21 protein-coding genes are annotated in these 22,422 nt (G+C 67.5%); 3 read left to right on the top strand and 18 right to left on the bottom strand.

Annotated features, from left to right (window positions below):
• Window positions 1–12 precede the first annotated feature (12 nt).
• The 7 genes from MRBLWO12_RS06170 to MRBLWO12_RS06200 all read right to left on the bottom strand — a co-directional run bounded on the left by MRBLWO12_RS06170 (window position 13) and on the right by MRBLWO12_RS06200 (window position 7,988).
• Window positions 13–825 carry a shikimate dehydrogenase gene (locus tag MRBLWO12_RS06170; protein ID WP_363553699.1) on the bottom strand — a complete coding sequence of 271 codons (813 nt, stop codon included), beginning with the start codon at window positions 823–825 and terminating at the stop codon, window positions 13–15.
• A gap of 4 nt (window positions 826–829) precedes the next feature.
• Window positions 830–2,341: an endolytic transglycosylase MltG gene (gene mltG / locus MRBLWO12_RS06175; RefSeq protein ID WP_363553701.1), complete on the bottom strand. Its 1,512-nt coding sequence runs from the start codon at window positions 2,339–2,341 to the stop codon at window positions 830–832.
• Between the two features lie 2 nt (window positions 2,342–2,343).
• Window positions 2,344–2,817: a Holliday junction resolvase RuvX gene (ruvX, locus tag MRBLWO12_RS06180; protein ID WP_363553703.1), complete on the bottom strand. Its 474-nt coding sequence runs from the start codon at window positions 2,815–2,817 to the stop codon at window positions 2,344–2,346.
• Complete coding sequence (gene alaS, locus MRBLWO12_RS06185) at window positions 2,814–5,474, bottom strand: alanine--tRNA ligase (protein WP_363553705.1); 2,661 nt, start codon at window positions 5,472–5,474, stop codon at window positions 2,814–2,816. The genes ruvX and alaS overlap by 4 nt, the downstream gene beginning before the upstream one ends.
• A 52-nt stretch (window positions 5,475–5,526) precedes the next feature.
• Window positions 5,527–5,715, bottom strand: coding sequence for a hypothetical protein (locus MRBLWO12_RS06190; RefSeq protein ID WP_017830547.1), 189 nt, complete (start codon window positions 5,713–5,715; stop codon window positions 5,527–5,529).
• Between the two features lie 110 nt (window positions 5,716–5,825).
• Window positions 5,826–6,455 (bottom strand): 30S ribosomal protein S4, encoded by a 630-nt coding sequence (gene rpsD / locus MRBLWO12_RS06195; protein WP_052677824.1) that lies wholly within the window; start codon window positions 6,453–6,455, stop codon window positions 5,826–5,828.
• Between the two features lie 171 nt (window positions 6,456–6,626).
• The gene (locus MRBLWO12_RS06200; RefSeq protein ID WP_363553708.1) at window positions 6,627–7,988 is read right to left on the bottom strand and encodes a replication-associated recombination protein A; all 1,362 of its coding nucleotides are present in this window, start codon (window positions 7,986–7,988) and stop codon (window positions 6,627–6,629) included.
• Between the two features lie 87 nt (window positions 7,989–8,075).
• Between MRBLWO12_RS06200 and MRBLWO12_RS06205 the strand changes: the two genes are divergently transcribed.
• Window positions 8,076–8,372 carry a hypothetical protein gene (locus tag MRBLWO12_RS06205; protein WP_363553710.1) on the top strand — a complete coding sequence of 99 codons (297 nt, stop codon included), beginning with the start codon at window positions 8,076–8,078 and terminating at the stop codon, window positions 8,370–8,372.
• A gap of 42 nt (window positions 8,373–8,414) precedes the next feature.
• Here the strand turns inward: MRBLWO12_RS06205 and MRBLWO12_RS06210 are convergent, their stop codons facing one another.
• On the bottom strand, window positions 8,415–9,110 hold the full coding sequence (locus MRBLWO12_RS06210) for a winged helix-turn-helix domain-containing protein (RefSeq protein WP_363553712.1): 696 nt from the start codon (window positions 9,108–9,110) through the stop codon (window positions 8,415–8,417).
• The gene (locus MRBLWO12_RS06215; RefSeq protein WP_363553714.1) at window positions 9,107–10,909 is read right to left on the bottom strand and encodes an FAD-dependent oxidoreductase; all 1,803 of its coding nucleotides are present in this window, start codon (window positions 10,907–10,909) and stop codon (window positions 9,107–9,109) included. The genes MRBLWO12_RS06210 and MRBLWO12_RS06215 overlap by 4 nt, the downstream gene beginning before the upstream one ends.
• A 215-nt stretch (window positions 10,910–11,124) precedes the next feature.
• Here MRBLWO12_RS06215 and MRBLWO12_RS06220 point away from each other — a divergent pair, with 215 nt between their 5' ends.
• Both MRBLWO12_RS06220 and MRBLWO12_RS06225 read left to right on the top strand, forming a co-directional pair.
• The gene (locus MRBLWO12_RS06220; RefSeq protein WP_363553716.1) at window positions 11,125–12,477 is read left to right on the top strand and encodes a DUF349 domain-containing protein; all 1,353 of its coding nucleotides are present in this window, start codon (window positions 11,125–11,127) and stop codon (window positions 12,475–12,477) included.
• A gap of 63 nt (window positions 12,478–12,540) precedes the next feature.
• Window positions 12,541–13,092 carry a hypothetical protein gene (locus MRBLWO12_RS06225; RefSeq protein ID WP_363553718.1) on the top strand — a complete coding sequence of 184 codons (552 nt, stop codon included), beginning with the start codon at window positions 12,541–12,543 and terminating at the stop codon, window positions 13,090–13,092.
• On the opposite strand, the gene MRBLWO12_RS06230 is transcribed toward MRBLWO12_RS06225, so the two are convergent.
• The 9 genes from MRBLWO12_RS06230 to MRBLWO12_RS06270 all read right to left on the bottom strand — a co-directional run bounded on the left by MRBLWO12_RS06230 (window position 13,079) and on the right by MRBLWO12_RS06270 (window position 22,413).
• Window positions 13,079–15,331, bottom strand: coding sequence for a RelA/SpoT family protein (locus tag MRBLWO12_RS06230; protein ID WP_363553720.1), 2,253 nt, complete (start codon window positions 15,329–15,331; stop codon window positions 13,079–13,081). The two genes, MRBLWO12_RS06225 and MRBLWO12_RS06230, sit on opposite strands and share 14 nt — an antisense overlap.
• Before the next feature lie 66 nt (window positions 15,332–15,397).
• On the bottom strand, window positions 15,398–16,387 hold the full coding sequence (gene secF / locus MRBLWO12_RS06235) for a protein translocase subunit SecF (RefSeq protein WP_363553722.1): 990 nt from the start codon (window positions 16,385–16,387) through the stop codon (window positions 15,398–15,400).
• Window positions 16,387–18,138: a protein translocase subunit SecD gene (gene secD, locus MRBLWO12_RS06240; RefSeq protein WP_363553724.1), complete on the bottom strand. Its 1,752-nt coding sequence runs from the start codon at window positions 18,136–18,138 to the stop codon at window positions 16,387–16,389. Before secD ends, secF begins: the two co-directional genes overlap by 1 nt.
• A 56-nt stretch (window positions 18,139–18,194) precedes the next feature.
• On the bottom strand, window positions 18,195–18,590 hold the full coding sequence (locus MRBLWO12_RS06245; RefSeq protein ID WP_414685449.1) for a preprotein translocase subunit YajC: 396 nt from the start codon (window positions 18,588–18,590) through the stop codon (window positions 18,195–18,197).
• Window positions 18,591–18,662: 72 nt separating this feature from the next.
• On the bottom strand, window positions 18,663–19,688 hold the full coding sequence (gene ruvB / locus MRBLWO12_RS06250) for a Holliday junction branch migration DNA helicase RuvB (protein ID WP_363553726.1): 1,026 nt from the start codon (window positions 19,686–19,688) through the stop codon (window positions 18,663–18,665).
• Window positions 19,681–20,301 carry a Holliday junction branch migration protein RuvA gene (ruvA, locus tag MRBLWO12_RS06255; RefSeq protein ID WP_363553728.1) on the bottom strand — a complete coding sequence of 207 codons (621 nt, stop codon included), beginning with the start codon at window positions 20,299–20,301 and terminating at the stop codon, window positions 19,681–19,683. The genes ruvB and ruvA overlap by 8 nt, the downstream gene beginning before the upstream one ends.
• 9 nt (window positions 20,302–20,310) lie before the next feature.
• Window positions 20,311–20,892, bottom strand: a complete 582-nt coding sequence (ruvC, locus tag MRBLWO12_RS06260) for a crossover junction endodeoxyribonuclease RuvC (RefSeq protein WP_363553730.1) — start codon at window positions 20,890–20,892, stop codon at window positions 20,311–20,313.
• 45 nt (window positions 20,893–20,937) lie between these two features.
• Complete coding sequence (locus MRBLWO12_RS06265) at window positions 20,938–21,699, bottom strand: YebC/PmpR family DNA-binding transcriptional regulator (RefSeq protein WP_363553732.1); 762 nt, start codon at window positions 21,697–21,699, stop codon at window positions 20,938–20,940.
• Between the two features lie 111 nt (window positions 21,700–21,810).
• Window positions 21,811–22,413: a hypothetical protein gene (locus tag MRBLWO12_RS06270; protein ID WP_363553734.1), complete on the bottom strand. Its 603-nt coding sequence runs from the start codon at window positions 22,411–22,413 to the stop codon at window positions 21,811–21,813.
• Between the last annotated feature and the right edge of the window lie 9 nt (window positions 22,414–22,422).

The following is a 22,422-nucleotide window of genomic DNA, read 5'->3' on the forward strand; positions in this document are numbered from 1 at the left end:
TCGGGTGCCGAATCAGAGCGCGGCGCGCATCGCGGCCAGCACTCGTCCCTCGTCAGGCAGCTCCACGAGAGGGTCGCCGTGACGGAAGACCCGGATCTGGCGCACGGCCTGATGCAGCAGCATCCCGAGGCCGGAGACCACGGGCCGCTCGCCCCATGCCGAGGCCAGGGCCGATGGCCAGGGCGCGTACGCGGCGTCGAAGAGCGCTCCCCCGTCGTCGGCCAGTCGAGCCGAGACGGACGCATCGAGGTCGGTCCCGCTGGGCAGAGTCGCGAGCGTGAGGTCCACCCGTGCGGCCGGCGCGTCGAATGTGTCGATCGTGACGCGCACGCCGAGCGACTCCCCCAGAGCCACGAGCCCTGCGGCCCTCTCCGGACGTCGTGCCCGCACGTCTGCCCTGGTCGCGCCGAGTTCGGCTGCCGCGAGCAGGGCGGATGCCGCTGTGGCTCCCGCACCGAGGATGCGCACGGTCTCGACGGCCATGATGCCGCTCTCGGCGAGGGCATCGACGATGCCACCCACATCCGTGTTGAAGCCCGCCGGCTCGGTGCCGAGCAGCAGCGTGTTCACGGCGCCGCTGAGTTCGGCATGGCGATCACGGGTCACCGCAGCGCGGAAGGCCTCCTCCTTGAGCGGCATCGTGAGCGACAGCCCACGCCAGGAGGAATCGAGGGAAGCCAACACCTCGCGGAACGAGGGCGCAGACACCTGACGGCGCCCGTACTCCCAGTCCAGACCGAGCACGTCGTACGCGGCTGCATGAAGAGCCGGCGACTTGGAATGCGCGATCGGATCGCCCCAGACCGCGAGACGTGACACGGTCACGATGTCAGCATCCGGCATCGGGGTTGTCCCGGCACCATGCCTGCCACTTCTCGATCCCCGCCTGGTGCTCCTCGTACGTCTCAGAGAACTGCGTCTCACCCGTCGCCAGGTTGATCGTCACGAAGTAGAGCCACGGTCCGTCCGCCGGATGCATCGCGGCATCGATGGCGGCGAAGCTCGGGCTCGCGATCGGCGTGGCCGGGAGACCGGTGATGACGTAGGTGTTCCAGTCGTTCTGGTCCGCGAGGGCCTCGGCCGAGCTGGACACCACGCCTTCGTGCAGCGAGCCGTAGCCGTACTGCGCGGTCGAGTCCATCTGCAGCTTCATGTCGATGTCGAGGCGGTTCTGGATGACCCTCGACACCTTGGCGAAATCGTCGGTGCGTCCCTCGCGCTGGATGATCGACGCGATCGTCAGGACGCGCTCTGCATCGGCATCAGGCACACCGGCCTCCGTCAGCGCCTGGCGGGTGCGATCCACCATCCTCTGGATGACCTGCACGGCTGTGACCTCGGGATCGAAGGTGTAGACGGCGGGGAACAGCCACCCCTCGAGGTTCTGTGCGTCGACGCCATAAGCCGACGGGTCCTTGACCGCAGCCTCGAAGTCGGCAAGCGGCAGTCCGAGGGACTCCGCCATCGCCGGCAGCGACGAGATGATCGTCCCGCCCTCGGACATGGAGACCGTGTTCTCCATCTTGTTGTCCGGGTTCTGCAGCGCCTCTGCGGCCGCTGCGGCCGTCATCTTCTTCTGCAGCTTGTAGACGCCGGGGTAGAACGTGAGGTCGGGTGCCTCGGCGACGAGGTAGTCGTAGAAGACGCCATCGGTCTTGGTGACTCCTGCTTCGAACAGCTTCGTGGACACCGGCGCACCGGTGTCGCCCTCGCTGATCGTCACGAGCGCCTCGCCGGTGGCGAGGCCCGCTTCCCAGTCCTTGGACTCGCCCCACCCCATGGCCTCGTTGATCTTGTCGCCATAGGTGTTCATGACCCAGACGCCGGTCGCCGCGATACCGCCGACGATCACGAGCACGATGATCAGCGCCACGAGGCATCCGGTCCGGCGCTTCTTCTTGGGTGCGCGCGAGCTCGAGTGCTCATCCTCATGCGGCGCGAAGAGGTCGTCGAGCCCTCCGCCCAATACCGGCTGCGGATCGCCAGAGCCCGGCGCAACCTGAGGAAGTGCGCGAGTGGGGGTGTCACCGGCCGCAGGGGCGTCGGCGGCATCAGCGGAATCACGGACCGGAGTCGCCGAGGGGACGCCGAGCCGCGCATCGTCCGCGGAGGCACGGACCGGTGCGGAGACGGGTTCGGACGGCACGGCAGGACCACTCGTAGGCGTCGCTCCCTGTCCGGGAGTGGAGGCGGCTTCCCGTGCGGCGCGACGGGAACCCGGTGCGGGAGCGCTGTTGTCCACCGTCGGGAGCTGTTGCGTCGGATCGGGAAGGTTCTCGAACAGGTCGCCCAACCGGGCGTCCGGATCGTGCTGGGGGGAAGCACTCTCTCGTTCGGACATGTTCAGGCGGGCTCCTCGTCAAGCGGAATCGTGGCACCGGCCGGGTTTCCGGTGCTCTTCTCCATATCGATCGCCTGCTGCAGAAGGACGACGGCGGCGATCTGATCCACAATGCTACGAGAGTTCTTCTGAGATCTCCCGGAAGAACGCAGGGCCGCGTGTGCCGTGACCGTGCTCAATCGTTCATCGACGAGCCGCACGGGCGTACCGGTGCGGACCTGCAGAGCAGCAGCGAACTCGCGGGCGTCGACGGTCGAGGCCGTGTCACTCCCCTGCATGTTGACAGGGAGACCGACCACGAACTCGAGCGGCTCGTACTCGCCTGCGAGCTCGGCGAGCCGGTCGATCGAGGCCTCCGAGCGGGCGACCGTTTCGACCGGCACAGCGAGCATCCCGTCGGGATCGCAGCGCGCGACCCCGATCCGGGCACGCCCGACATCGATCCCGAGCCGCACGCCGCGGCGGAACCCGCTCACGCTGCGTGCAGCTCCTGAGCGATGGCCTCCAGCGCCGCGGGCAGAGCCGCAGCATCCGTCCCCCCGCCCTGTGCGACGTCGTCGCGTCCGCCACCGCCACCGCCGAGCACCCCGGCGGCGCGCTTCGCGAGCGCTCCGGCCTTGGCTCCGGCCTGGCGTGCCGCGTCGTTGGTCGACACGACCACCACCGGACGGCCGTTCACGACGGCGCCGAGTGCGACGACCGCGGCCGCGGACCCGAGGCGCTCGCGCACGCCGAGGACGAGATCGCGGACGTCGTCAGCCGAAGCGACGTCTCCGAGCGACTGCGCGGCGACGAGGAACGCCCCGACGCGCACGGCAGCATCGGCGATCGCGGGCACCTGACCCGCCCGCTCCTTGGCCTCGAACTGGGCGATGCGCTTCTCGGCGGCCTTGAGGCTCGCAGCGAGGTCGGCGATGCGCTCGGGGAGCTGCTCCCTGGGCGTCTTGAGCGAGCTGGTGAGCTGCGACACGATCGCCCGCTCCGCAGCGAGCTCACGGAACGCGTCGACGCCGACGAGGGCTTCGATGCGCCGGTTCGACGCACCGACGGAGGACTCGCCCACGACGCTGACGAGACCGATCTCGGCGCTCGAGTTCACGTGCGTACCAGCGCAGAGCTCACGGGACCAGGGACCGCCGATGTCGACCATCCGCACGACGTCGCCGTACTTCTCGCCGAACAGAGCCATCGCTCCGGCTTCCTTGGCCTCGTCGAGAGAGATGACCCTCGTGGTGACCTCGAGTGCGTCCTGCACAGCGCGGTTGGTGATCTCCTCGATCTCCGAGCGCGTCTCTCCCGACAGCGCCTGCGACCAGGAGAAGTCGAAGCGCATGTAGCCGGCGCGGTTCAGCGAACCGGCCTGCGTTGCGGTCGGCCCCAGGGTGTCGCGCAACGCCGCGTGCACGAGGTGCGTCGCGGAGTGCGCCTGACGGGCCGCACGACGGTTGGCGGCGTCGACGACCGTGGTGGCAGCGTCATCGACCGCGACGCTGCCGCGGACGACCTCGACGGTGTGGCTGATGAGCCCCGGCACCGGACGCTGCACGTCGAGCACCTCGAGCTCGAAGCCCGGTCCGACGATCGTGCCCTTGTCGGCCACCTGGCCACCGGACTCCGCGTAGAGCGTGGTCTCGGCGAGGACGACCTCGGCGATCTGGCCTTCTGCGGCGCTGCGCACGGGCTGACCGTCGACGAGCAGTCCGAGGATGCGCGACTCGACCTCGAGCGCCGTGTACCCGTCGAAACCGGTCTCGCCGAGAGCGCGAAGATCGCGGTAGACCGAGACATCGGCGAGCTGGCGCTTGCGGTTGCGCGCATCGGCCTTGGCACGCTGACGCTGTTCCTGCATGAGCGTGTCGAAAGCCGCACGGTCGACGGAGAGCCCCGCCTCCTCTGCGACCTCGAGTGTGAGGTCGATCGGGAAGCCGTAGGTGTCGTGCAGCAGGAACGCCTCAGGACCGCTGAGCGTCGCTCCGCCGCCCTTCTTGGTCTCGTCGAGTGCGAGGTCGAGGATCGTCGACCCCGATGCGAGCGTGCGCCGGAAGGTCTCCTCCTCGGCGAAGGCAGAAGCCGACAGCGTTGCCCAGTCCTTCTCGAGTACCGGGTAGACGGCCTTCATCGCGTCACGCGAGGTGGCGAAGAGCTCGGGGAAGACCGGCTCGTCGACGCCGAGCAGTCGCATCGAACGGACCGTGCGACGCATCAGGCGGCGCAGGATGTAGCCGCGACCTTCATTCGACGGACGGACGCCGTCGGACAGGAGCATGAGCGAGGAGCGCACGTGGTCGGCGATCACCCGGAAGCGGACATCATCCTCGTGGGACGCGCCATAACGACGGCCGGAGAGCTCGACGGCGCGGTCCAGCACCGGGCGCACCTGGTCGGACTCGTACATGTTCTCGACGCCCTGCTTGAGGAACGCCACGCGCTCGAGCCCCATGCCGGTGTCGATGTTCTTCATCGGCAGCTCGCCGACGATGTCGAACTCCGTCTTGCCGCGGATGTTCTCGATGAAGTCCTGCATGAACACGAGGTTCCAGATCTCCAGGAACCGCGAGTCGTCGACGGCGGGACCGCCGTCCTTGCCGTAGGACGGACCGCGGTCGAAGAAGATCTCGGAGTCGGGGCCGCCGGGACCCGGCTGGCCCGTGTTCCAGTAGTTGTCCGCACGGCCGAGACGCTGGATGCGCTCGGGCTTCAACCCGATGATGTCCCGCCAGATGGCCTCGGCCTCGTCATCCGTCTCGTAGACGGTGACCCAGAGGTCCTTCTCGTCGAAGCCCAGACCGCCGTCGGATTCGGCGCTCGTGAGCAACTCCCAGGCGTAACGGATCGCGCCCTCTTTGAAGTAGTCGCCGAACGACCAGTTGCCCAGCATCTGGAAGAACGTCCCGTGACGGGCCGTGCGACCGACCTCTTCGATGTCGTTGGTGCGGATGCACTTCTGCAGATCCGCGATACGCGGATGCGGGGCGGGGACGACACCCGTCAGATACGGGATCATCGGCACCATTCCGGCGACCGTGAACAGCAGCGACGGGTCATCGCTGACCAGCGAGGCCGAAGGGACGATGAGGTGGTCGTTCTTCTCGAAGAAGTCGAGGTAACGCTGCGCGATCTCCGCAGTTTTCATAGGGTGCCGGGTGTCCTTGCGTGAAGATGCTGCGCCGAAGCGCGGCGATGGTTCAGTTCTTGCCCGGCTCCGTGAGCCGTGCCTCCTGCTCGCGGTAGGCGTCGCCGATGATCGCGGTGAACCCGTTGATGCGGGCGTCGACCTCGGCCAGGATGTCGTGGCCACGAGGGTCCTTGTTCATGAAGTGCGCGGCGACGAAGCCACCGATCACACCGATCAGGAACCACTGCATGCTCTTCATGACATCATCCTTGCCTTTTACCCGCGAAGGCGCGGTGTACCTATCGTAGGCGGAAACGACAAGAGGCGTCGGGAAACCCGACGCCTCTTGCCCAATGCTCGATCGCTGGATCAGCGAGCCGCGTAGTACTCGACCACGAGCTGCACTTCACAGGTCACGGGGACCTCGGCGCGCTTCGGGCGACGAACCAGGCGAGCCTGGAGCTTGTCGAGCTCGACCTCGAGGTAGCCCGGAACGGGAGGCAGGACCTCGGCGTGACCGCCGGCCGCTGCGACCTGGAAGGGCTCGGTGCCCTCGCTCTTGGCCTTGACGTGGATGAGCTGACCCGGCTTCACGCGGAACGACGGGCGGTCGACGAGCTGGCCGTCGACGAGGATGTGACGGTGCACGACGAGCTGGCGAGCCTGAGCCGTGGTGCGAGCGAAGCCCGAACGCACGACGAGAGCGTCGAGACGCATCTCGAGGAGCTCGACCAGGTTCTCACCGGTCAGGCCGTCCTGACGACGAGCCTCGTTGAACGTGTTGCGCATCTGCTTCTCGCGGATGCCGTACTGCTCACGCAGACGCTGCTTCTCACGCAGACGGACGGCGTAGTCGCTGTCAGCCTTGCGCTTGGTGCGACCGTGCTCACCCGGAGCGTAGGGACGCTTCTCGAGGTAGCGGGCGGCCTTCGGGGTGAGCGGGATGCCAAGGGCACGGCTCAGACGCACCTTGCGGCGGTCCTGGGACTTCGTGGTCACGAAGCTGTCCTTCCGATGACGTGGTCGCGTCTTTCACGACTCACGGACGTATCGTCCGCGTTCTGCCTGAGCAGCGCACGCCGGGGCGCTGGCAAAGGTGGGGTGTGAACGAGGAGATGCCCGAAAACTCGGTTTCGAGCCGGTCAAGTCTAACAGATCGCCCGGCGCTGCTCAGCGATCGCCGAGGATGCGGCGGATCCGCTCCAGGCGGGCGGAGATGTCGCGTTCAGAACCGAGCGCCTTCGGCTCGTAGTAGCGCCGACCGTCGAGCTCATCCGGGAGGTACTGCTGCGGCACGATGCCGTACTCCGCGTCATGCGGATAGACGTAGCCGCGGCCGTGCCCGAGTCGCTTGGCACCCGGGTAGTGCGCGTCGCGCAGATGCAGAGGCACACGACCGAAGCCGCCCTTGCGGATGTCGGCGATCGCCGCATCGATGCCCACGTACGCGGCGTTCGACTTCGCCGTGGTCGCCAGGTACACGGTAGCCTCGGCCAGCGGTATCCGCCCCTCGGGCATACCGATGAACGCAACGGCGTCGGCCGCCGCCACCGCGATCGTGAGGGCCTGGGGGTCGGCGAGCCCCACGTCTTCCGAGGCGGAGATGACCAGACGGCGTGCGATGAAGCGCGGGTCCTCCCCCGCCTCGATCATGCGGGCGAGATAGTGCAGCGCCGCATCGGGGTCGGAGCCGCGGATCGACTTGATGAACGCACTGATGACGTCGTAGTGCTCATCACCCTGACGGTCGTATCGGAGCAGTGCCTTGTCGACGGCCTGGGCGACGTCGTCGGCGGAGACCTCTGGCGTCTCAGGCGTCGCCTCCGCATCCTTCTCTTTGTCAGACGCGGAGGCGTGCGAGAGCGCGACAGCCGCACCGGCGTCGAGTCCCGTCAGCGCGCGGCGCGCATCGCCGGAGGCGAGACGGATCAACGACGAGCGCGCCTCATCGCTGAGGGTGACAGCGCCGTTGAGACCGCGCGCGTCGGTCACGGCACGATCCACCAGCAGTCCGATGTCGTCATCGGTGAGCGGCTGCAGCGTGAGGAGAAGAGAACGCGACAGCAGCGGAGAGATGACCGAGAACGACGGGTTCTCGGTGGTCGCCGCGATCAGGATCACCCAGCCGTTCTCCACACCGGGAAGCAGGGCATCCTGCTGCGCCTTCGTGAAGCGATGGATCTCATCGAGGAAGAGGATCGTCGTCTGCCCGTACAGATCGCGCTGCGTGATCGCCTCCTGCATGACCTCGCGCACGTCCTTGACGCCGGCGGTGATCGCCGAGAGCTCGACGAACCGGCGACCGGACGAACGGGCGATCGCTTGAGCCAACGTCGTCTTGCCGGTACCGGGAGGTCCCCACAGGATGATCGACACCGCACCAGGGGACGCGGAATCTGGATCTGCGAGCGCCACGATCGGAGAACCGGATCGCAGGAGGTGCTTCTGTCCGGCCACCTCGGCGAGCGAGATCGGGCGCATGCGCACGGCGAGGGGCGTCTGCCCGGAGAGCAGCGCGGCAGGAGACGTCATGCTCCCAGGCTAATGCGGGGTCACGACGTTCACGACGGTAGGCTCTCAGGCGACATCGAGCACCGATGTCGGTGAAGGGAGCAGGGCATGGCGGCACGCGGTTCCAAGAGCGCGCAGGAGCGCACCCAGGCAGAGCGCGCGCGACTGCACGCAGCCCGGAGCGACTGGCACCGGGGACAGATCCGCCGCCGCATCCGCGACAACACGATCGCCGGCATCATCGGCGGCCTGCTGGTCGCCGCGGCGATCACGAGCCAGGTGGTGCACGCCCAGGTGACCGCGCCGGAACCGACGCCCACACCCACCGTCGAGCCGTCCACGACGCCCACGCCGAGCGACAGCCCGACCGAGGTGCCCACGCCGTCGGAGACTCCCGCGGAGTGATCGCCCGCTCGGGCATATGGTCGGCGCCAGGCGGAGCCGAGGTCACACGCCGGTGACAGCGAGACGGTACCCACGCTTCACGACGGTCTGAACCAGGTCCGCGCCGGCGAGCGACTCGCGAAGACGAGCGACGGCCGCTTCCACCGCGTGGCCGTTGCGCGACGGGCCAGGCAGTGCACGAGCGATCTCGACCCTGGACAGTACCCGCCCTCTCGCCATGAAGAGGGTCTCCAACAATGAGGCCGAGGTCCGTGACAGCGGCACGAACCCCCCGTCGATCAGTGCGCCTCCGCTGCGCACCTCGAGCCGGCCGGCATCCGTACGCAGCGACGGCGCCCCCTCGCCACCGAAGTGCGCGACCACGCATCGAGCGAGCGATCCTCCTGCTCCGCTCTCGGCGACCACATTGTGCAGTTTTTCCGCGCGAAGCGGCCCGGCCACGATCGGGCTCGACGCGGCGAGGAGCAGCCTCCCCGTCGCCGCCCGACGCCGAATATCCTCGAGCGCACCCGTCGTCGCGGCGACAGCGACCCAGGACGCTGCGCCGTCCGCCGATGCGAAGAGCACGGCGTCGACTTCGCCGGCACCTGCCTGAACCGCTGCTTTTTGCACACCTGCCTGGCCCGGTGGAGCGCTGCGCACGGCGGCTCCCTGTCGCTCCAGGACCGCGGCGACGTCGACCGATCGATGATCGGCTGCGACGACCACGGAACAGCCGACCAATGCCGTCGCGCTCACCGTGATGCCTGTCGGACGCGCCCTGCGATCGGCGCGGAATCCGCATCGCCCTCCTTCACGATCGCCGGGCGGAGCGGTCCGTGCTCCGCGAAACCATGAGGCGACGACAAGGACGACCGTTCCGCGACGAACCCCGCCTCCAGGAGACGCGCCCTGATCAGCGGGAGCTGTTCTCGATGAACGCCGATCATTCCGATTCCCTGCGCGGCGATGATCTTGGTCCGCAGAGCGAACTCCTTGGCGATCAGTCCCACGGCGATCAGCCCATCCGGAGTGACGTCCCCGCCGGGCACACGCGCGAGGAGAGAGATCCCCTCGTGCATCTCCGACATCACGGGATCGGACGGGGTGAGGGCGACGGTCCCGGACTGCCGAGGGACGGCGAGAACGGTGAGGATGCGGGCGACCTCGCGTGTGCAGATCTCGCAGCTTCCACCGACCCCGAAGTGATCGAAGATAGCGCTGAACGTCGTCAGCGCGGCGAGACGCACGGAATCGAGGAGCTGGTCATGTGACATATCGAAGTGCTCACAGCGCGCGATGGCGCCGCCGCTGTCCCCTCCCGCTCCGGGGGTCTCGAGATACGCCGAAGGGTCAGCGCCGAGCCGTGTGCCGACGAGCGGACGAAGCGCCTCGTATGCGGACGCGTCTCCGATGAGAATGCCCCCGAGCAGCATCTGCGCGTCGTCCGACAGCACGAGCTTCCGGTACACGCCGGTATCGGCGTCGGTGCAGGTCACCTCGACCGCGTGGGGCGTACGTGCCAGCGCGTCGCCGAAGCTCGCCACCTCGACGCCGGAGAGCGTGAGGTTAACCGAGTGATCGTGGCCGGAGAGCCGCGCGTCCCCTCCGAGTATCCGGTCGGCGACGACCTCCGCCATGGCATGCCCCGGCGCGACCAGCCCCGCGATGCGATCGCGGAAGTTCGCCACCTCTCCGATGGCCAGGATCCGCGGGTCGGACGTCGCGCATCGGTCGTCGATGATGACGCCGCCACCGGGGTGGACCTCCAATCCCGCGTTCCTCGCGAGCTCGTCACGGGGGTGCACGCCCATGGCGAACACCACGACGTCGACGCGCCGGAACGAGCCGTCCTCGAAGTCCATCGCGGTCACAGCGCCTGACTCATCGGGATCCAGATGCGCGATCTGTGACTCCGTACGGAAGGCGATGCCTCGCGCCTCCAGATGCGGGAGCAGCATCCCGCCGGCCGCCGTGTCGAGTTCTGCGGGCATCAACCGGTCGGAGTCCTCGACCACCAGCGTGTCGACGTCCATGCCCTGCAGTGCCTCTGCCGCTCCAAGACCCAGCCATCCTCCGCCGATCACAGCGCCCCGCAGCGACCGCCCGAGTTCCTTCGATCGCTGTGGCACGAACTCCCGTAGCGACTCGAGATCATCCCAGGTCCGGTACACGAAGCATCCGGGAAGACGCGCCCCGTCGACTGCAGCGCGAGCAGCGTACGAACCGGTCGCGAGTATGAGCGTGTCGTAGTCGATCCTGCGTCGTGACCGGGTGGTCACGCTTCGTGCACTCCGATCGATGCGCAGCACCCGATCGTTCGGGACCAACTCCACCCGCTCATCCGCGAACACCGAAGGATCAAGGGTGAGGTCATCGGCCGTCGCGCCGGAGAAGAGACCCGTCAGCCCCGCCCGATCGTAGGGAGCGCGGTCCTCGTCGCCGACGACGGTCACCCGAACACCCGTCCCTCCGCGCCGCAGGAGGCTCTCCACGAAGCGATGCGCCACCATCCCCGCGCCGACGACCAGAATCTCGTGGGGCGGCTCGTGGTTCATGGGACTCCTGTCGACAGCAGACGTAGCGTGCTGGCGACGATAGGAGCGACGTGTTACCCGGACGTCACGTTGCATGTTTCCGCCGTCGAACTTTCTGCTCACAGATCGATAACGACCGTGCGAACTCTGTCGTCCCCACCAGGAGGGTGCGGTCGTACTAGGCTGAACCTCGTCCCTTCCGCCTCCCGCGGCCCTTCCGCGCAAGGAGAATCACTGTGTCTGCCACCGAATCCTCGAAGCCGACTCCGCCCGTTCCCGCTCCCCCGGCTGTGCCGCTGCCGCGCAAGGTCCCCAAGCCTGCCGCCGTCGCACCCGTCGCCGCAGCGGCACCGACGAAGTCCGACGCCGCCGAATGGGGTCGCGTCGCCGATGACGGCACGGTCGAGGTCCGCGAGGGCGACGCCTGGCGCGTCGTCGGCCAGTACCCCGACGGCACTCCCGATGAGGCTCTCGCCTACTTCGTGCGCAAGTTCGACGACATCGCCTTCAAGGTGCATGCGCTCGAGGCGCGTCATCAGGCCGGTGGCGCCGCTGCGAGCGACCTGGTCAAGCAGGCAGGGCACGTCCTCGAAGAGGCGACGGATGCGGCCGCGGTCGGCGATCTCGCCGGACTCCGCGAGCGGTTGAACGCTCTCACCTCGTCGCTGTCCGAGGCCACCGCGCAGGAGGCGCAGCAGGCGAAGGAACTGGTCGACCAGGCCATCGCCGAGCGTACGCTGCTGGTCGAGCGCGCAGAGGCGATCGCCGCGCGTGATCTCAGCAAGGTGCAGTGGAAGCAGGTCACCGCCGAGCTCGGCGAGCTGTTCGACGCCTGGCAGGCCCAGCAGCAGAACGGCCCGCGTCTGTCGAAGGGCATCTCGCAGCAGCTCTGGAAGCGCTTCCGCGATGCACGCGCCGTGGTCGACAAGCACCGCCGAGCCTTCTACTCCGAGCTCGACGACACGCACAAGTCCGCCCGAGACGCCAAGACGCGTCTCGTGGAGCGGGCAGAGGCACTCGCACCGCGCGGCACCGACGGTATCCCCGCATACCGCAACCTTCTCGACGAATGGAAGGCTGCGGGGCGCGCGGGTCGCAAGGCCGACGACGCGCTGTGGGCACGGTTCAAGGCTGCAGGCGACGCCCTCTACGCCGCACGCGCCGAACAGTCCGCCGCGGAGGAAGCCGAATCGGCTCCCAAGATCGAGGCACGCCAGGCACTTCTCGAAGAGGCCAAGGCCGTCGCCGACGAGCCCAACATCAAGCGTGCGCGCTCGCTGCTGACCAACATCCAGCGGCAGTGGGACGAGCAGGGCCGTATCTTCCCGCGTGAGAAGGAGCGTGCCCTCGACGATCGTCTCCGCGTCATCGAGAACGCGCTGAAGGCGCGCGAAGAGGTCGACTGGAAGAAGAACAACCCCGAGACCAAGGCTCGTGCGAACGACATGAGCTCGCAACTGCTCGAGGCCATCGAGAAGCTCGAGGCCGAGCTCGCCGCCGCCGAGAAGGCCGGCGACAAGAAGGCGGCGAAGACCGCAGCGGATGCTCTCGAGGCACGTCGCACCTGGCTCAACGCCCTCGGCGGCTGAACCTCTCTCCACAGGTCTCTCGACAACTCCCGAGCGCGGGGTGCACTACGCCACACTGGCGTGATGCACCCCGCGCTTCTGTATGTCCCCGGTCGACGGCTCAGCCTCTCGGAGCTGAGCGCGGCTCGGCTCGACGGAGATGTCGTGGAGATCGGCGATGCGTACATCCCCGCGGATCTCGTCGAAAGCCCGGATGTGCGTGCCAGTTCGGTCGCGGAATTGGTCCGCCCCGGCACCGCAGCCGCGGGCCCGACCGCAGCCTGGATCCACGGTGCTGGTGCCGCACCACCAGCTGTGCATCACATTCGTCGGTCGGTCCCACGCCGAGTGCGACCGTACCTCAGCGGCCGTCTGATCTTCCATGACGGAGCGCTGGTCGAGAGTGAGATCGAACACATCGGAGGTATCGACGTGTCGACGCCGCTGCGCACCATGCTCGACCTCGCGACCGGACTGCACCGGGATGCGCGACTGCGCGAATGGATCGAACGTCTCGCTCGCGCCGACCCCGCCCTCGTCGCCGAGAGCCTCGACGCCATGACGCAGTGGAACCGGGTGCCCGGCAGCCGCATCGGCCGGTCGGTGTTGGAACGGGTCGCTCTCAGGACGTGGTGACGCGGTACACGTCGTAGACCGCGTCGATACGGCGCACCGCGTTGAGCACGCGATCCAGGTGCACCGCATCGCCCATCTCGAAGACGAAGCGACTGAGCGCCAGACGCTCATCGTTCGTGTTGACCGTCGCCGAGAGGATGTTGACGTGATGCTCGCTCAGCACCCGCGTGACATCCGACAGCAGACCCGAGCGGTCCAGCGCCTCGACCTGGATCTGCACCCGGAACACACTCTTGGTCGTGGGCGCCCACGACACTTCGACGAAGCGGTCCTGCTCGGCGCTGAGAGCCTTGACGTTGACGCAGTCGGCGCGATGCACCGAGACGCCGCTCCCCCGTGTCACGAACCCGACGATCGCGTCGCCGGGAACCGGCGTGCAGCACTTCGCGAGTTTCACGAGGATGTCGGAGGCGCCGCGCACCAGCACACCCGAGTCACCGGCGCGTGGCTCCCTCGTCGGCATGCTGCCTGGCAGGTCGATGGCGCCGGTCTGCGGGTCGTTCGCCGTGATCAGCGCGGTGACCTTCTCCAGCACGGACTGCGTGGAGACGTGTCCCTCGCCGACTGCCGCGTAGAGCGCGGAGACATCCTCGTAGCGGAGCTGCTGCGCGACCTCGGCGAACGAGTCCTGGCTCATCAGCTTCTGCAGCGGCAGGTTCTGGCGCCGCATCGCGCGGGCGATGGCTTCCTTGCCCTGCTCGATGGCCTCTTCGCGACGCTCCTTGGTGAACCATCCGCGGATCTTGTTGCGCGCGCGGGTGCTGGCGACGAACCCGAGCCAGTCCTGGCTCGGTCCGGCATCAGGGTTCTTCGAGGTGAAGACCTCGACCACGTCGCCGCTCTTCAGCTGCGACTCCAAGGGCACGAGACGTCCGTTGACCTTCGCACCCATCGTGCGGTGGCCGATCTCGGTGTGCACCGCGTAGGCGAAGTCGACGGGAGTCGCACCAGCGGGAAGACCGATCACACGCCCCTTAGGGGTGAAGACGTAGACCTCTTTCGCACCGATCTCGAAACGGAGGGAATCCAGGAACTCACCTGGATCAGCCGTCTCGGCCTGCCAGTCGGAGATGTGCGCCAGCCACGCCATGTCGTTGTCGGACGCGCGCAGCTCCGTCTTGCCGCCGCCGTTCATCCGCTCCTTGTACATCCAGTGCGCGGCGACACCGTACTCCGCCTGCTGGTGCATCTCATGCGTGCGGATCTGGATCTCGACCGTGCGCCCCGCCGGTCCGATGACCGTGGTGTGGAGTGACTGGTACAGGTTGAACTTCGGGGTGGCGATGTAGTCCTTGAACCGGCCCGGCAGCGGGGTCCAGCGCGCGTGGATGGCGCCGAGCACCGCGTAGCAGTCACGAACGGATGCGACCAGCACGCGGATGCCGATGAGGTCGTAGATGTCGTCGAACTCACGGCCTCTGATGACCATCTTCTGGTACACCGAGTACAGCTGCTTCGGGCGCCCGACGACCTTGCCGCGGATGCGGAGATCGCGGAGGTCCTCGTCGATCTCCTCGACGACCTGGGTCAGGTACTTCTCGCGCTGCGGGGTGCGCTGGGCGATCAGGCTGTGGATCTCGTTGTAGATCTTCGGGTGGAGTACCGCGAAGGAGAGGTCCTCGAGTTCGGACTTGATCGCCTGGATACCGAGTCGATTCGCCAGCGGCGCATAGATCTCGAGCGTCTCCTTGGCCTTCTTCGCGGCCTTCTCCGGAGGCACGAAGCCCCACGTGCGCGCGTTGTGCAGCCGGTCGGCGAGCTTGATGAGGAGCACGCGGATGTCCTTGGACATCGCGACGATCATCTTGCGGACGGTCTCTGCCTGCGCGCTCTCGCCGTACTTGACCTTGTCGAGCTTCGTGACGCCGTCGACCAGCATCGCGACCTCGTCGCCGAACTCTGCCGTCAGATCGGTGAGGGCGTACCCCGTGTCCTCGACCGTGTCATGCAGCAGTGCGGCGGCGATCGCTCGGGGTCCGAGACCCATCTCGGCGAGGATCTGCGCCACCGCGAGCGGATGCGTGATGTACGGCTCGCCGCTCTGACGCTGCTGTCCGGTGTGCTTCTCCTTGGCGACGGCGTAAGCACGCTCGATGACCGAGAAGTCGCCGCGCGGGTGATTGGCGCGGACCGTCCGGATCAGATTGTCGAGGTCGTTGACCCTGGACGCGCGCGAGAAGATGCGGGGAACCAGACGTCGCAGGCTGGATCCCTGCGAAGACGACTGCGTATCCGCCATCCACTCACCTCCGAACTACATCATCTTACGCGTGTCTGCGGGGCATCAGCCCCGCCGGAGGAAGGCTCAGGCCTCGACCGACGCCTTGCTGCGCGCCTCGCGGATGCGCGCGTCGCGCTCCTTCAGCTGCGGCTCGTTCTCGCGGAAGAGCGAGTACAGCGGCGCGGCCACGAACAGCGTCGAGTACGTCGCGACCAGGATGCCGACGAAGATCGACAGCGAGATGTCGGTGAGCGACTCCGCACCGAGCCAGAAGGCGCCGATGAAGAGGACAGCGCCCACGGGCAGCGCCGCGACGACGGAGGTGTTGATCGACCGGATCAGAGTCTGATTCACCGCGAGGTTGACCGATTCGCCGAAGAGGCGCGCGGATTTCTCCCCGTCCTCCGTGGTGTTCTCTCGAATCTTGTCGAAGACGACCGTGGTGTCGTACAGCGAGTAGGCGAGGATCGTCAGGAAGCCGATGACGGCCGCCGGAGAGATCTCGAAACCCGCCAGCGCGTAGACGCCGACCGTGATCACGAGCACGTCGAGCAGACCGATGATCGCTGCCGCCGACATCTTCCAGGTACGGAAGTAGATCGCGAGGATGAGGAAGGTCAGGGCGAGGAAGATCGCAAGGCCCCAGAGGGACTGGCGCGTGACGTTCTCACCCCAGGCCGGTCCGATGAACGACGACGTGACGGCGTCGGGTTCGACGTCGTAGGCCTTGGCGAGGGCGTTCGCGACCTGCTGCGTTTCGGCGGCGCTCATCTGGTCGGTCTGGACCCGCACGTCCTTGTCGCTCACGATGACGACCTTGGTCGCCGCACCGGGCACGACGGATCGCACGGCGTCAGAGGCGATGTCCTGATCGCGGCTGTCCGGTGCCTGCACCGTGAACTGCGACCCGCCGGTGAACTCGATCGAGAACTGGATCGGGCGGATCAACGGCACGAGGGCCGAGCCCACCACGAGGATGATCGCGATGATGAACCACAGACGACGCTTGCCGACGAACGGGAACGAGGTCTTCCCGCTGTAGAGGTTGTTGCCGAACTCATTCATGGAAGGCATCAGACGTCTCCCTCACTTCCGGCTGTGGTCGATCTGTCTTTCGAGGAGAGTGCTTCCGCGCGTTTGCGCTCGGCGATGGTCTGTCGACGCTCCGCCTCACCCCGTGAACGGGCGGTCTTCGCACCGCGGCCCACCGAGCTGGTCGCGACCTCGCGGTACGCGGATCGGCTGCGGTAGACCGCACCCAGCGCCTCGGGGTCGAGTCCGGAGAGCTTGTGTCCGCCCCCGAAGAAGCGCGTGCGGGCGAGCAGCTGCATGACCGGGTGCGTGAAGATCACGAAGATGAACACGTCGATCAGCGTCGTGAGACCCAGAGTGAACGCGAAGCCCTTCACCGTGGCGTCGGCCAGGATGTACAGCACGAGCGCGGCGAGGATGTTGATCGACTTCGAGATGTAGATGGTGCGCTTCGCACGGCCCCAGCCGTCTTCGACCGCCGCCGTGATCGACTTGCCATCGCGCAGCTCGTCTCGGATTCTCTCGAAGTACACGATGAACGAATCAGCCGTGAATCCGATCGAGACGATGAGACCTGCGACACCCGCGAGCGAGAGGCGGAAGCCGATGCGCCACGCGAGGATGCAGATGATGATGTAGGTCAGGACCGCCATCACCGCGATGGACGCGATGATCACCGACCCGAGTGCTCGATAGACGATCAGCGAGTAGATGGCGACCAGCGCAAGGCCGATCAGACCCGCGATCAGTCCGATCTGCAGCTGCTGGGTACCCAGTGTCGCCGAGATCGTGTCGGAGCTCTGCACCGTGAAGCTCAGGGGCAGCGCACCGAACTTCAGCTGGTCGGCCAGGGTCGTCGCGGACTCCTGCGTGAACGAGCCGGAGATGCTGGGGCGACCATCGAGGATCACGCCGTTCATCCGCGGCGCCGAGATCACGCTGCCGTCGAGCACGAACGCGAACTGGTCGCGCGGCGCCAGGCCGTCGATGCGGTTCTGGTTCAGACGCGTGCTGACCTTGCCGAAGGCGTCGGCACCGTCTCCGTTCATCGTCAGCTGCACGATCCACGCGCCCGACTTCGGGTCGCGACCGCTGGTCGCGTCTTCGATCGCCGTTCCGGTGAGCTCGGTCGGTCCGAGCAGGAACTTGGTCTGACCGCTGGGGTCGCACGCGATCAGCGGCTGATCCTGCGGTGCGTTCGACGCGTCGTTCGCCGGGTCGCTGCAGTCATAGGCGAGGAACTCCGCCTGCAACTTCGGCGTGGCCCACGCCAGGTCGCTGCCGTCCGTCGGCTCGGGGGACGGGGTCGACTCGAGCGTGGGATCCGGGCTCGGGTACGGCGTCGCGTTGCCGTCCTCGCCCGTGAACTCGGTGGCTGCGCCCGTCGTGGCCAGCACCGCGCGGAACTCGAGCTGAGCGCTCGACTGGATCCGCTCACGGGTCTGCTCATCGGCCGGCCCCGGGATCTGGACGACGATGTTGCGTCCACCCTCGGTGGTGATGTCGGCCTCCGCGACGCCTGAGGCATCGACGCGCTGACGGATGATCGCCGCGGCCTGGTCGAGCTGCTCGGCCGAGGGGTCGGCGCCGTCTTCTGTCTCGGCGCTCAGCACGATCTGCGTGCCGCCCTGGAGGTCGAGTGCGAGTTCAGGCGCCCAGGAGCTCGCAGGATCGCCGTTGCTGTCCGTGAAGACGTAGACGCCGAGTGAGTTGATGCCGAACAGCACGCCCGTCACGAGGAGCAGGCCGAGGAGGACCCGCCAGGCGTGACGGACCGGAGAGGATGAAGCCACGTGTGTTCAGCTTTCTGAGATGCCGGAGTTCCGAGGTACCGCGCGGAGGCGGAGGATTACTTGTCGTCTGCGTCGCGCTCGAGACGCGCACGCGTCTCTTCCGGCGTCTCGACGTCGACGGCCGGAGCGGCCGTGGCAGCGGCGTCATCGGCCACGACCTCGTCGACGACGACATCCTTGGGCTCCACGATGCGCAGGATCGCCTGGCTGTGCACCTCGATGATCGTTCCGGGAGCGATCTCGACGAGCGCGGGCGAGTCGAGGTCCTCGGGGTCGTACGCCACGATCGTGCCGTAGATGCCGCCCTGGAGGAGCACCTTCACACCGGGGACGGTCTTGGTCGCCTTCTCCTCCTGCTCCGCCTTCATCGCCTTCGTACGCTTACGCGTGTTGAAGATCATGAAGACGAGGAGGACGGCGAGAAGACCGAAGAGGAGGAATTCCATGGGCATGGGTGCAGCGCCTTTCTCAGGTGCGCACTCCAGCCATTGGGCGCGCAGAGGTATCCGGGAAGTCTTCAGCGATTATAGGTCATCAAGGCGAAGCGTCCCGTCGGGATGGGGTACCCCGAGGTGCGCATACGCCTCCGGCATCGCCACACGACCGCGCGGCGTACGCCCGAGGAAACCGATCCGCACGAGGTACGGTTCCACGACGCTCTCGACCGTCTCGCCCTCTTCGCCGACCGCGACGGCGAGCGTGCTGAGTCCGACCGGACCGCCGCGGAACCGCCGCACGAGTGCTTCCAGCACGGCACGGTCGAGCCTGTCGAGACCGATCGAGTCGACGTCGTACAGCTCGAGAGCCGCGCGCACATCGGCGATCGTGGCGTCTCCCCCGTTGTGCACCAACGCGTAGTCGCGCACACGGCGCAGCAGTCTGTTCGCGATTCGCGGAGTTCCCCGAGATCGACGCGCGATCTCCGACAGCGCATCCGTCGGGACGTCCACGCCGAGGACGGTCGCGGAACGGGCGATGACCTCTTCGAGCTCGAACTCCTCGTAGAACTCGAGATGCCCGGTGAAGCCGAAGCGGTCGCGCAGCGGGTTCGGCAGGAGGCCGGAGCGGGTGGTCGCTCCGACGAGCGTGAACGGTGCCAGCTCGAGCGGGATGCTCGTGGCGCCCGCGCCCTTGCCCACCATGATGTCGATGCGGTAGTCCTCCATCGCGAGGTACAGCATCTCCTCGGCCGAGCGCGCCATCCGGTGGATCTCGTCGATGAAGAGCACCTCACCGGGAACCAGGCTGGACAGCAGGGCCGCGAGGTCTCCGGCGTGCTGGATCGCCGGACCGCTCGACATGCGCAGCGGCCGGTCGCTCTCGTGCGCGACGATCATCGCGAGCGTGGTCTTGCCGAGCCCAGGAGGGCCGGCGAGCAGGATGTGATCCGCGGGGCGACTCTGGATGCGCGCCGCCTCGAGCAGGAGCTGCAGCTGTCCGCGCACCTTCTGCTGACCGACGAACTCGCCGAGACTCGACGGCCGCAGAGCGCCCTCGATCGCGAGCTCGGTCTCATCGACCGGCTCGGTGGCGTCCAGAGCGTCAGGCACGCGTCTGGCCGCCCTGCGCGGGGCCGAGAAGCGCGAGCGTACGGCGCAGCAGTGCCGCGACCGAACCGCGCTCGGCATCCGTCGCCTCTGCAGCGGTCTGCGCGGCCGCTTCCGTCGCGACCCTGTCGGACCAGCCGAGTCCGACCAGAGCGGCGGCGACCTGAGACACCACGTCGGTCGAACCGGCACGTGACGGCTTCGAGCTCGGCGCGACCGGCTGCACCTTGCCCGCCAGCTGCAGCACGATGAGCTTCGCCGTTTTCGGGCCGATGCCAGAGACACGTCGGAACGGGGCATCGTCCTCCGCGGTGACCGCCTCGGCGATCTGGTCCACCGTCATGTGCGAGAGCACACCGAGCGCGGACTTGGGCCCGACTCCGGTGACGCTGATCAGCAGGCCGAAGATCTCCAGCTCGCTCCGATCCGCGAACCCGTAGAGCGAGAGCGCATCTTCGCGGACGATCAGGCTGGTGTGCAGGAGCAGGCGCTCTCCGACGGTCGCGGTGTGCGGGATGTCGGCGGGCACGGCGACCGAGAACCCGACGCCGCCCACTTCGATGACGACCTGGTCGGCCGTCGTGTGCAGGACGACGCCGTGCAGGGAGGAGATCATCCCCTCAGCCTACGACCCTGATCGTAGGTATGTTCGAGCGACACGCTCCGCGTCGGCCCACGCGCGCTGGGCCGGCGTCAGCGCCGACTGACCGGGGACACCGGCGCTCCCCCGCCGCCAGGCATGGCACAGCGCGATCGCGAGGGCGTCGGCCGCGTCCGCGGGTTGTGGCGGGGCGTCCAGTCGCAGGATGCGGGCGATCATCGCCTGCACCTGGCGCTTGTCCGCGGCGCCGTAGCCGGTGACGGCGGCCTTGACCTCGCTCGGTGTGTGGGTCGCGGCGGGAAGGCCCGCCTCCGCGGCGATCAGCAGGGCGACACCACTCGCCTGCGCCGTGCCCATCACCGTGTGCGTGTTCTGCTGCGCGAACACCCGCTCCACCGCGACGGCGTCCGGGCGATGCTCGGCGATCGCCTCGCGGATGCCCGCAGCGACGATCGCGAGACGGTCGCCGATGTCGGCATCCGGCGACGAGCGGATGACTCCCACGTGCACCAGGGTCCCGCGACGGGTGCGGTCGACGTCGACGATGCCGACACCGCAGCGGGTGAGGCCGGGGTCGATCCCGAGGACGCGCAGAGAAGAGGTCACTCCCCCAGGCTAGGCCGGAGGGAGGACACGAGCCGTTCGGCGCGCCTAGCCCTCGTCGTTCTCCAGCTCGGCCTGCACCTCGGGCGTGAGGTCGAAGTTGGTGAACACGTTCTGCACGTCTTCGCTGTCTTCGAGTGCGTCGATCAGGCGGAAGATCTTGCGCGCCGTGTCGGCGTCGATCTCGACCTTGAGGTTCGGAACGAACTCGACGTCGGCCGATTCGTAGTCGATGCCGGCGTCCTGCAGCGCGCTGCGCACCGTGACCAGGTCGCTCGCCTCTGTGACGATCTCGAAGCCCTCGGCGTGCGGCTCGATCTCCTCGGCGCCGGCCTCGAGCGCCGCCATCATGACATCATCCTCGGTCGTGCCCTCGGAGCCGACGACGATGACGCCCTTGCGGCTGAAGTTGTATGCGACGCTGCCCGGGTCGGCGAGAGTGCCGCCGTTGCGGCTGAGAGCCGTGCGCACCTCGGCGGCAGCGCGGTTCTTGTTGTCGGTCAGACACTCGATCATGAGAGCGACGCCGTTGGGTCCGTAGCCCTCGTACATGATCGAGAGGTACTCGACGGCCTCGCCGCCGATACCCGCACCACGCTTCACCGCGCGGTCGATGTTGTCCTTGGGGACAGAGGTCTTCTTCGCCTTCTGCACCGCGTCGAACAGCGTCGGGTTGCCCTGCAGATCAGGTCCGCCGAGCTTCGCCGCGACCTCGATGTTCTTGATGAGCTTGGCCCAGGACTTGGCGCGCCTGGAGTCGATGATGGCCTTCTTGTGCTTCGTGGTCGCCCACTTGGAATGCCCGGACATAAGTCTCCGCTCGTCGTATCCGCCCAGGAGCTCGCACCCAGGGCATCGTCTATTCTAACGAATACCCGGGCCCGGCCGATCAGATCCGTGCTGCAGATGACCGTGTCGAAGTCATTCCCTCGGGTCTCGCCCCTGCAGCATCAGCGGGATCGCGCCGACCTGCAGCGTGACCCGCGATTCGTCGTGGACGGTGACCTTGACGTGCTCGCGGATGTACCCCTTGACGTCATCGTCGGGCTCGCCCTCGGCACTGGTGCCGACGGCCGCGTTCGCCTGCCGGACCAGTGCCATCATGCGCGGTGCGTACTGCAGGAGGCGATCCGCTTCCTCCGCCTTGCCCACCGACTCGGCGATCAGCCGCTCTCCCTTGGTCTGGTAGTCCGAGGCGATGACATGCGCGGCACCGAACGCCGCCTGTTCGCGCAGCGGTGCCTCGCCGTCGTGCGCTGCGTAATAACGCGCGACCTCGTCCCGCAGCCACGGCGCGAGCGGCAGCAGGGTCTCCTGGGTGGCGGCGTCGAGGTCCCTTCCGTCCAGCGTCGAGGCGAAGGCCGGGGTGACCGTGTCGATCCAGCCGTGCAGCGCCGTCTTCCGCGCCTCGTCTTCCGACCTGCCGGCGATCAGCGCCGACGCACGGTCCCACGCGTGCAGACGTTGCAGGTTCGAGTGGATCGTGTTGAGGCCGATCAGCTGCCATTCTCGTGCACTCGTCATCCATCGACC

The organism is Microbacterium sp. LWO12-1.2 (assembly GCF_040675875.1).
Taxonomy (GTDB): domain Bacteria; phylum Actinomycetota; class Actinomycetes; order Actinomycetales; family Microbacteriaceae; genus Microbacterium.